This is a genomic window from Thioclava litoralis (assembly GCF_045278885.1).
Classification (GTDB): Bacteria; Pseudomonadota; Alphaproteobacteria; order Rhodobacterales; family Rhodobacteraceae; genus Thioclava; species Thioclava litoralis.
On record NZ_CP135443.1, the window covers coordinates 602086 to 612253 of the forward strand.

The 10168-nt window shown below is 62.5% G+C and carries 11 protein-coding genes; 8 read left to right on the forward strand and 3 right to left on the reverse strand.

Annotation, left to right across the window (positions count from 1 at the left end; genetic code table 11):
* Positions 1-133: 133 nt before the first annotated feature.
* From RPE78_RS02855 to RPE78_RS02865, 3 genes are all read right to left on the reverse strand, one after another.
* Positions 134-2083 (reverse strand): nucleoside-diphosphate sugar epimerase/dehydratase, encoded by a 1950-nt coding sequence (locus RPE78_RS02855; protein ID WP_339107987.1) that lies wholly within the window; start codon positions 2081-2083, stop codon positions 134-136.
* A 76-nt stretch (positions 2084-2159) separates the two neighbouring features.
* Positions 2160-2765 carry a sugar transferase gene (locus RPE78_RS02860; protein WP_339107988.1) on the reverse strand — a complete coding sequence of 202 codons (606 nt, stop codon included), beginning with the start codon at positions 2763-2765 and terminating at the stop codon, positions 2160-2162.
* The gene (locus RPE78_RS02865) at positions 2762-3676 is read right to left on the reverse strand and encodes an NAD-dependent epimerase/dehydratase family protein (RefSeq protein WP_406721192.1); all 915 of its coding nucleotides are present in this window, start codon (positions 3674-3676) and stop codon (positions 2762-2764) included. Before RPE78_RS02865 ends, RPE78_RS02860 begins: the two co-directional genes overlap by 4 nt.
* Positions 3677-3868: 192 nt before the next feature.
* Between RPE78_RS02865 and RPE78_RS02870 the strand changes: the two genes are divergently transcribed.
* From RPE78_RS02870 to RPE78_RS02905, 8 genes are all read left to right on the forward strand, one after another.
* Positions 3869-4897, forward strand: coding sequence for a polysaccharide biosynthesis/export family protein (locus RPE78_RS02870; protein ID WP_339107990.1), 1029 nt, complete (start codon positions 3869-3871; stop codon positions 4895-4897).
* A gap of 177 nt (positions 4898-5074) precedes the next feature.
* Positions 5075-5941, forward strand: coding sequence for a branched-chain amino acid aminotransferase (locus tag RPE78_RS02875; RefSeq protein ID WP_406721193.1), 867 nt, complete (start codon positions 5075-5077; stop codon positions 5939-5941).
* 109 nt (positions 5942-6050) lie between these two features.
* Positions 6051-6506: a universal stress protein gene (locus RPE78_RS02880; protein WP_339107992.1), complete on the forward strand. Its 456-nt coding sequence runs from the start codon at positions 6051-6053 to the stop codon at positions 6504-6506.
* A 15-nt stretch (positions 6507-6521) separates the two neighbouring features.
* Positions 6522-6956 (forward strand): hypothetical protein, encoded by a 435-nt coding sequence (locus RPE78_RS02885; protein ID WP_406721194.1) that lies wholly within the window; start codon positions 6522-6524, stop codon positions 6954-6956.
* Positions 6957-7345: 389 nt separating this feature from the next.
* Positions 7346-7915 (forward strand): NifU family protein, encoded by a 570-nt coding sequence (locus RPE78_RS02890; RefSeq protein WP_339107994.1) that lies wholly within the window; start codon positions 7346-7348, stop codon positions 7913-7915.
* On the forward strand, positions 7905-8582 hold the full coding sequence (gene tsaB, locus RPE78_RS02895) for a tRNA (adenosine(37)-N6)-threonylcarbamoyltransferase complex dimerization subunit type 1 TsaB (RefSeq protein WP_406721195.1): 678 nt from the start codon (positions 7905-7907) through the stop codon (positions 8580-8582). The genes RPE78_RS02890 and tsaB overlap by 11 nt, the downstream gene beginning before the upstream one ends.
* 11 nt (positions 8583-8593) lie before the next feature.
* Entirely contained in the window at positions 8594-9019 is a 426-nt protein-coding gene (locus RPE78_RS02900; RefSeq protein ID WP_339107996.1) for a GNAT family N-acetyltransferase, read from the forward strand.
* Between the two features lie 156 nt (positions 9020-9175).
* Positions 9176-10165, forward strand: a complete 990-nt coding sequence (locus RPE78_RS02905) for a BMP family ABC transporter substrate-binding protein (RefSeq protein WP_339107997.1) — start codon at positions 9176-9178, stop codon at positions 10163-10165.
* Positions 10166-10168 lie beyond the last annotated feature (3 nt).

The window sequence follows — 10168 nt, forward strand, 5'->3', positions numbered from 1 at the left end:
CTCTGACCTGTTCGAGGGCCCGCGCAGGCGGAATGCCTGCTGGCTCAAGTGGCTCAAGAGGAACGAGGGACCGCATCCCGGCAGGTTTCACGCTATCGCGCCAGTCCGGTTCGCGCTCGGTTGCATCCGGCGATTACTCCGCCGGCGTATCGCCCGAGCGCTCCTGACGCTTGTCGCGAAGCTGGCGTGCCAAGCGGAGCTGTAGCGCATCCTCGGGCAGGCTGCGCGGAACATAATCGGGCACCGCCTTCAGGATCACCTCCAGCACAGCCGCCGTATCGCCCATATCCACCGCATCGCGCAAATCGCGCAAGGCGGCGGCCATTTCCAGCTCCGAGAGCATATCCTCGCGCACACGGATAATCTTGGGGTGGTCGGTGGTCTGCGCACCTTTGCGCACCATCAACTCCTCATGCAGCTTTTCGCCCGGACGCAGGCCGGTAAAGGTGATCTCGATATCGCCTTCGGGATTGTCCTCGCTGCGCACGCTGAACCCCGCCGCATTGATCAGCTTGCCCGCCAGATCGACAATCTTCATCGGGCGGCCCATATCCAGCACATAGACCTCGCCCCCTTCGGCAAAGGCCCCCGCCGCCAGCACCAGACGGGCCGCCTCGGGGATGGTCATGAAATACCGTGTCATACGCGGGTCGGTCACCGTCACCGGCCCGCCCCGTGCGATCTGCTCCTTGAACAGCGGAATGACCGAGCCAGACGACCCCATCACATTGCCGAAGCGCACGATGGAATAGATCGTGCCCTGCGACCGTCCGGCCAGATCCTGCACCGTCAGCTCGGCAAACCGCTTGGATGCCCCCATCAGGTTGCTGGGCCGCACCGCCTTGTCGGTAGAGACCAGAACAAAACGCCGCACCCCGCAATCGCGCGCGGCCCGTGCCAGCACCGCCGTCCCCAGCGCGTTATTCGAGATCCCGACCCGCGCATTGCCTTCCACCAGCGGCACATGCTTGTAAGCGGCGGCATGCAGCACGACCTCCACCCCATAGCGCGACAGCGTCTCGGTCACATGCACGGAATCACAGACGGACCCCAGCACCGGCACGATCTCGCAGCCGATCGCCTCGCCCAGAACCCGCATCTCGGCCTCGGCCAGATAAAGCGCGTATTCCGATAGCTCGAACAGCACCAGCTTGGCGGGGCGGCTGGTCATCACCTGACGGCAGAGTTCGATCCCGATCGACCCGCCCGCGCCGGAAATCATCACGGTGCGCCCCCGATAGGCGGTATGGCTGTTGCTGATCTTCTTTTCCAGATTCTCGCGCGGCAAAAGCGCCGCCGTCCCGGCGGGCATCAGCTTGTTCAGAAGGTTGGTCTCGCCACTCAGACGGGCGAATGCCGGCAGGGTCTCGACATCAACCCCGAACCGCGCCAGACGCTTGGAGATAAAGGTCTGCTTCTGCACCGACACCGACGGCATCGCCAGAATGACCTTGTTGATCTTGTAACGGTCCAGCACGCGGTCGGCATGCACCCCCGAAAAGATCGGCACACCATTGAGGTTCATCCCGTCCAGCGTGCCATTATCATCAAGAAACGCATAGACCATCATGCCGGGACGGTTGCGCAGCTCATGCGCAAGCGCCATGCCGGTGCGCCCGGCCCCGTAGATGGCGATGCGACTGACCACATTGGATTGGCGGTAGATCTGCACCAGCAGATAATATAGCCCCTGCCGCATCCCCAGCGTGCCGATAAAATGGGTGATGGCAAAGAGGATATGCAGCCGCAACCCGCTATCGGCATGGGAAATCAGCGACAGCAGATAGGAACTGACCCCAAGTGCGGCAGAAATGGCGAGGCTGCGCAGCACCGCCTCGCCGTCATAATCCTTGAGCTTGCGGTTGAACATGCCCAGCACAGAGCCAAGCCCCACACTGACCATCAGCAGGAAAGGCAGATAGATCAGCGTCAGCTTGAAGGTCACGGCCGCCTGATCGACACCAAAGCGCAGCAGCAGCGCGACCCAGAAGGTCAGCGGGACCATCAGCAGGTCGATCACTGCCAGAATGCAGAATTTAGTCTTTTGGTCCAGCGCCACGAGGCGCCGAGTGAAAGAAGCCATGCTTGTCTCAGGGTCGCTTTGTGGTAATTTCTACCAATAGCCCTGCCTTTGCACAACAATGTAAGACACGCAGAGGTTAGCTCAACACTTTTTTGATGGTGTCCCATACCAGTTTTGCATCAAAACAGACAGATTGATGGCGCTGATACATCAGATCGAGCCTGGCTTTGGCCGGAATGCAGGTCTCGCAATAGACACGGTCGGTCTGTTCCGGCGTATCACATTGCGCCAGCAGCCATTCTTCGTGACGATGATAGTAGAGCGAGGCCAGCCCCGTCGCACCGGGGCGCGATTTGAGAACCTCGCCATAGAGTTCGGGGAACCGCTCCACATATTCCCGCAAGGGCGCACGTGGCCCGACGAAACTGAGATCGCCCTTCAGGATATTCCACAGTTGCGGCAACTCGTCGCCACGGGTCTTGCGCAGGATACGCCCGATGCGCGTCACCCGCGCCGCCTTGTTCCCGCCCGAGACCCCGCTATCGGCGGCGACCACGCTCATGGTGCGGAATTTCCACAGCCGGAAACTCTGCGTGGGAGTTTTCATCCGCTCGGCAACGTAGAAATAGGGGCGCCCCTCGGTGAAAGCCAGCGTCACCAGCACCACAAGGATCAGGGTCAGCAGGATGGGTGCCAGACACAGCGCCAGCCCCAGATCGAAAAGACGTTTGCCAAAGGTCATGACAGTTCTCCGCGCAGTTGGATCACCTCGCCCACCAGACGGTCGGCACGCACGGGCCGCTCGGGGACCAGCCCCAAAGCCAGAGCCCGCGACACATCCAGCTCGACCCGCGCGATCGCCATGTCGGGGGCAGGACGGGTCTGATAGGAAATCCCGGCTGCGGCCAGCAGGGCCGCCATATCGACCACGCCCGCCTCGGCCAGATTGATCACCTGCGGCACGGAGGCCCCTGCCGCCATGAAACGCGCCAGCCGCAAAATGGCCTGCGCCAGCGTCACGGGGCCGATATAGCTGCGCAAAGGCCCGTGCAGGGCCTCCCCTTCTGCGAAGACATCCAGCACCCGACCGCCTTCCGGCGCGGCATGCCCCAACAGCGCGTCCGCCCCTGCAACATTGCCGATACGTAGGCAACAGCAGGCCGGATAGTCCTGCGCCATCCGTTCCATCGCCTGCTTGGCGCGCCCGTATTCCGAGATCGGAGCCAGTGGCGCGGCCTCCGGAAAAGGCCGTCCAGCCAGCGGCGCCTCGGTGGACGGGCGCCCATAGACCGAAGCCGACGAGGCCAGAATGACAGGCTTTCCCGCCTGCTGGGCCGCCGCACAAAAAGCCTGCGCCAAGGTGACATTCAGCGCCATATCCTCGGCAGATCCTGCCGTCACACCGGCCAGCCCCAGCACCACATCGGCAGCCCCGACCGCCCGTTGCAGGGCGTCCGGCTCGGCCAGAGGGTCAAAGACCACATCGCCGCCCCGCCCTTCGCGACGGGCCTGCACCACCAGCTCGACCGCCGCAGCCTGCCCGAATTCCGTCCGCCGCCAGACCGGAACCAGCACCCGACCCAGTCGGCCTGTCGCACCGATGGCCAAAAGCCGGAGCGGGCGTTGAGAAAGCGGGGCTCGTGTCAGTGCCAACTTGTAAATCCCTTTCAGAAAGGCCATTAAAGGCCATGCTCGCCTCTAGCGATTGAAGTCTGCCAAAGCCTTAGCATCCGCCAAGACGATGCGAAACGGGGGAACTGTATGAGTTCGAAAAGTCGTCGCGCTGTAATCATGGTTACAGCCCTCTTTGCCCTTGGTGCCTGCTCGCTCCCAAGAGGCGCTGCGATGCGTTCGGAAATCCTGAAGAACGAAGACAGCGCGAACGCGCAATTTGCCCATTATGCCATTGACCGCGCCCATCTGGCGCAGATCCAGAGCTGGCCTGCCGGTGCCCATGCGCTGCCGCCACGGGCATGGCTGCGCGGCGGTGCCAGCGCACAGGCCGGCACGTTGAGCGCGGGCGACATGGTCGGGCTGGCCGTCTGGGAAAACGGCGACAACAAGCTGCTGACCTCGGAAGGCGCGCCTTCGGTGGCGCTTCAGGCCACACAGATCAATGATGACGGCACGCTCTTCGTCCCCTATGCCGGACCGGTGCATGTGGCCGGCCTGTCCATCGAAACCGCGCGCCAGCGGGTGCAGGATGCGCTGACCGCCCTGCTGCCTGCCGCGCAGGTCCAGCTCTCGCGCCAGCCGGGGATGCGCAATACCGCCGATCTGGTCAGCGGCGTTGCCTCGCCCCGCTCGATCGACCTGTCCCAACGCCCGATGACCGTGTTGAGCGCGATCACCGAAGGGGGCGGCGTATCGACCGCGCTGAAAAACCCGCAAGTGCGGCTGATGCGCGGCAAGACGGTCTACGAGATCTCGATGAAACGGCTGACGGATGATCCGACGCTCGATACCGGCATCCGTCGCGGCGACAAGCTGATCATCACCGAAGATCCGCGCTACTTCCTGTCGCTCGGGGCGGCAGGCCGCGAGGAAATCGTGCCCTTCCCGCGCGACAAGGTGACAGCCCTCGAAGCCATCACCCTTGCAGGCGGGGTCAATGACAGCCGCGCCGACCCCAAGGGCATCCTGATCCTGCGCGAATATCCGTCAACAGCTGTCGGCCCCAATGGTCCGACCCATACGCGGGTGATCTTCTCGATCGATCTGACCACGACCGACGGCCTCTTCTCGGCGCAGAACTTCTATCTGCAGCCGCAAGATGTCGTGCTGGCCACCGAAAGCCCCGTCGTCAAGGCCCAGACGCTGTTCGGCCTGTTCAATACGACGGTCTCCTCGGCCTATCGCGTCTCGAACCTCTAAACGCCCGCAAACCGTCCGGTCATGTATCGGTCTTGCGCCTCTGTCTTGCGCCTCTGCCCCGGACAGAGGCGCAAGACAGATACATGACGGATCGGCAGACAAATTTTACGCCCGCCCGCTCTGGACCTTTCCCGCGCGGGGTGATTGCTTGGGCCCGAAGTTTGGAGACATAGAGACATGGCATTCGGGAAGAATATCCGCACCTGGTTTGAAGGCGCATGGCAGGATGGCGACGCGATGGTGATGCGGGCCGCCGATCACGGTCTGTGGCAGGGGTCCAACGTCTTTGACGGCGCGCGGCTGTTTAACGGGCTGGTCCCCGATCTGGATGCGCATTGCGCCCGCCTGAACCGCTCTGCCGAGGCGCTGATGATCACGCCCACGATGGATGCGGGCGAGATGGTCGAGATCGTGCGCGAAGGGCTCAAGCCCTATGGGCGCAACACCGCCGTCTATATCCGCCCGATGTATTGGGCGGTGAACGGGTCCGAGCTGGGCGTCGCCCCTGCCCCCAATTCCACGGGCTTCGCGATCAGCCTCGAAGAGGTGCCCATGCCCGGCGAGGATGCCGCCACCACGCTGACCACCACGCAGTTCCGCCGCCCCGTGCTGGCCGATAACGTCTGCAATGCGAAAGCGGGCTGCCTCTATCCCAATAACGCGCGGATGCTGGTCGAGGCCCAGCGTAAGGGCTTTGGCAATGCGCTGGTGCAGGATGCGCTTGGCAATGTGGCCGAGACCGCTTCGGCCAATGTCTGGATGGTCAAGGACGGTGAATTCTTCACCCCCGTCGCCAATGGCACTTTCCTTGCAGGGCTGACCCGCAAACGCCATATGAAAAACCTGCGCGAGGCGGGCTATACCGTGAATGAGGCCGTTCTCACGCTGGAGGATTTCCGTCGCGCCGATGAGGTCTTCCTGACCGGCAATTTCTCGAAGGTGCAATATGTGAAGGCCTTCGACGATGTGACCTATGCCTACGGCCCGCTGACCCGCAAGGCGCGCGAAATCTATATGGATTGGGCCACAAGCTGCCCGCTCTGACACTGGCGGTTGCAAAGCCGTTGCAAAGACAGGGCAGGCGGGCAATCATGCACCCGCCTGCTTTACCGGCCAAGCCCGAGAGCTTTCGGCCCAACCTTTCGGAGCCTTCATGCGCAAATTCCTTGTCGTTCTTGATGACACCCGCGAATGCCTGAACGCGATGCGCTTCGCGGCCATGCGCGCCAGCCATACCGGCGGCGGCGTGACCATTATCTCGGTCATCCCCCCCGAGGAATACCAGCACTGGATGGGCGTCGCAGAGCTGATGCGCGAGGAAGCCCGCGAACGGATCGAGGCCCATTTCGAGGTCTTCGCCAAATGGATGCGCGACCGTCAGGGGGTGAATCCCGAACTGGTGATCCGCGAGGGCGAGCCGGTGAAAGAGATCTTCAAGCTGGTCGAGGAAGATCCCGAGATCGGCGTGCTCGTGCTGGGCGCGGGGGCAGGCAAGGGCGGCCCCGGCCCGCTGGTGACGCAGATGGTCAAGAATTCGGGCTCCCTGCCCTTCCCGCTGACCATTGTTCCGGGCGATATGTCGAAAGAGAAGCTCGAACAGATTACCTGAACCGCAAAGATTCATATGAAACATTTTACAACCGCTCTGGCCCTCGGGCTAACGGTTCTGGCTGCGGGTTGCAGCACTGTCGAGTTGCCGCCCGAAGGCACGCCTTATTTCGAGATGTCGGTCGCCGGAGACAACCTCTACCCTCTGCAGCGCACCGCATATTATGAAAACGGCAGCGTCGTCTATTCCGAGGCCAAGCACAGCTACAACAACAATCGCGGCGCGCTGAGGTCGCATCAGGAGCCCGGGCTCTATGCGCGGATGATGCAGGCATGGAAACATCCCACACAGGCAGATCGCGCCAATGCCCCCGCACAGATGTCGCCGGAAGAGCTGATGTCCTGCTCGCATTGCCCGATCTACAGTTTTACGTGGTTTGACGGGCAAACCAGCCGAGGCGTGCCGGCTTATGCTTTCACGCCCGCGCTCACCCGAAGCGTTGTAGAATAACCGCCGATGAAGGCGAACGCGCTGTTCTTCGCAGCGGCGCTATCGGCCTGCGCACATGCGGCGATGGCCATTGTCCCATCGAGCCATTGTCCCTTCGAGATTGACATTCTTGCCTCGCCCGAGGCGGAGATAGCACCCGAAGCCTCTCCCTGCCCGAAGCTCTATCAGCAGCTAAAGGCGGCCCTGCCGGACCTCGGACAGACACCGCAGCCGTCGCGCCCCGATGATTATGGCGTCATAGCCGACGACGACCGGTTTGACGGGCCGCAGAAGCCCCTCTGCCCGAAGGCTTCATCCGCGCATATAGCCCCGCAGATTAGAACCGTTCTAAACATTGACATTTGGCCGATCAGGGCGCATATCAGGTGCCCAAGCGAAGGAGCACGCCCATGTTCATCCAGACCGAGACGACACCGAACCCCGCAACCCTGAAATTCCTGCCCGGCCAGACCGTGCTGGAGATGGGAACGGCGGATTTCCCTTCTGCCGAGGCGGCGGCGAAATCGCCTCTGGCAAAGCGCATTTTCATGGTTTCCGGTGTGACCGGCGTCTTCTTCGGGTCGGATTTCGTCACCGTCACCAAAGATGATGCGACCGATTGGGATCATGCAAAACCCGCGATCCTTGGCTCGATCATGGAGCATTTCCAATCCGGCGCGCCGGTGATGGAGGGCGAAGGCGCCTCTTCGGGCGGCCATGCCGAACATACGGGCGATGCCGAAGACGGGGCGATTGTCGCGCAGATCAAGGACCTGCTGGACACCCGCGTGCGTCCGGCTGTGGCGCAGGATGGTGGCGACATCACCTTCCACGGCTTTGAACGCGGTGTGGTCTATCTGCATATGCAGGGTGCCTGCGCAGGCTGCCCCTCCTCGACGCTGACCCTGAAGATGGGCATCGAGAATCTGCTGCGCCATTACATCCCCGAAGTGACCGAGGTCCGCCCCGTTGCCGGCTGAGCCTTTGATCCTGTCTTTCGACACATCGGCCGCGCATTGCGCGGCCGCTTTGCTGCGCGGCGACACCCTATTGGGCGCGCGCATCGAAGAGATGTCGCGCGGTCAGGCCGAACGCCTGATGCCAATCCTTGAAGAACTGCTGGCAGATCACGGCGCAGGCTGGGCCGATCTGGACGCCTTGGGCGTTGGCATCGGTCCGGGGAATTTCACCGGTATCCGTATTTCGGTCTCGGCGGCGCGCGGGCTGGCTCTGGCGCGCAAGATCCCCGCGATCGGCGTGTCGAATTTCGAGATCCTGCGCGAAGGCCAGACGCCGCTGCGCGAGCTGGTTTCGGTCGCGGCCCCGCGCGATCAAGCCTATCTGCAACTCTTCGATCAGGGCGCGCCTGCGGCCAAACCCGTGCATTTCGATCCGGCCAACCCCGACACCGGCCTCGCCGTACTGGGGGCCCAACGGGTGCTCGGTGCGCATGCCGAAAAGATTGCGGCCCTTCTGGGGATTGCGCAGGCACAGCCCTGCGAGATGGCGCAGATACCGGAACGTATCGCCCGTATTGCGGCGCGCAAACTGGCCACCCTGCCCGAGCATGAGCGCCCCGCGCCCCTGTATATCCGCGCCGCCGATGCCGCACCGCCTTCGGATGCGCCGCCCAAGATCCTCGATTAAGGTAGCCCCAGATGACGCCCGCCCAGATGGCCGCGATCCATAAACAATGTTTCACGACCCCGCGCCCGTGGCGGGCGGAAGAATTCGCCGAGACGCTGGCCAAAAAATTCTATTTTCTCCTGCATGAAGAGCAGGGCTTCCTGATTGGCCGTGTGATCGCAGGCGAGGCAGAGCTGACCACCATTGCGGTGGCCCCCGCGGCGCGCAGACAGGGCATTGCCCGCCGCTTGATGGCGCGCTTCGATACCGAGATGGTGGCGCGCAAGGCCGAGATCGCCCATCTGGAAGTCGCGCTGGACAATCACGCCGCCCATGCGCTCTATCTGGCAAGCGGTTGGCAAGACAGCTGTATCCGCGACAATTACTACCGCCATCCCGATGGTCACCGCAGCGATGCCGTGCTGATGATGCGCGACTACGGACCGGATATTTTCTGACCAAACATTCGAAAAATGCCATAGCGACCCTTATCGGCGGGAAATCCTGCTTGACGGCTCCAGTCGAGTCCGGTCTGAATTGATCACGGGAGCGGGTGGTTTCCACCCCTTTCCCGGCCCTTAGGGGCCGGTCAGACATTTGACCGGGAGTCAGCCATGAGCCTTATGAAATCCATCTTCGGCGCCACGACAGCCCTCGCGCTGACCGCAGGTGGCAGCTTTGCCGATCCGGCGCTAATCTATGATCTGGGCGGAAAATTCGACAAGAGCTTCAACGAGGCGGCCTATAATGGCGCAAAGCGCTGGGTCGATGAAACCGGCGGCAGCTACAAAGAACTGGAGATGCAATCCGAAGCGCAACGCGAACAGGCGCTGCGCCGTCTGGCCGAATCCGGTGCGAACCCGATTGTCACCACGGGCTTTGCCTTCGCGGATACGCTGCAAACCGTCGCCCCCGATTACCCCGACACGAAATTCGCGATCATCGACTCGGTGGTCGACCTGCCCAATGTGCGCTCGGTCGTGTTCAAGGAAGAGCAAGGCTCCTATCTGGTGGGGATGCTGGCGGCAGAGGCCTCGAAATCGGATACAATCGGCTTTATCGGCGGCATGGACATCCCGCTGATCCGCAAATTCGCCTGTGGCTATGTGCAAGGGGCCAAGGCCGCCAAACCCGAAATCAAGGTCGTGCAGGCCATGACAGGAACGACGCCTGCGGCATGGAATGACCCCGTGAAGGGGGCGGAACTGGCCAAGGCGCAGATCGCCCAAGGCGCGGATGTGATCTATGCGGCCGCAGGCGCGACCGGTATCGGCATCCTGCAAGCCGCCGCGGACGAGAAAATCCTGTCGATCGGCGTCGATAGCAACCAGAACATGCTGCATCCGGGTCAGGTGCTGACCTCGATGGTCAAGCGCGTCGACAATGCTGTCTACGATATGTTCAAGGCTGGCCCCGATATGCAGACCGGCACCGTCGTGCTGGGTCTGGCCGAGGATGGCGTGGGCTATGCGATGGACGACAATAACGCCGATCTGGTCACCGCCGAAATGCGCGCGCCGGTGGATGACGCGGCCAAAAAGATCGCCTCCGGCGAAATCGCGGTGCATGATTTCACCACGGATAGCACCTGTCCGGTCGAGTAACGC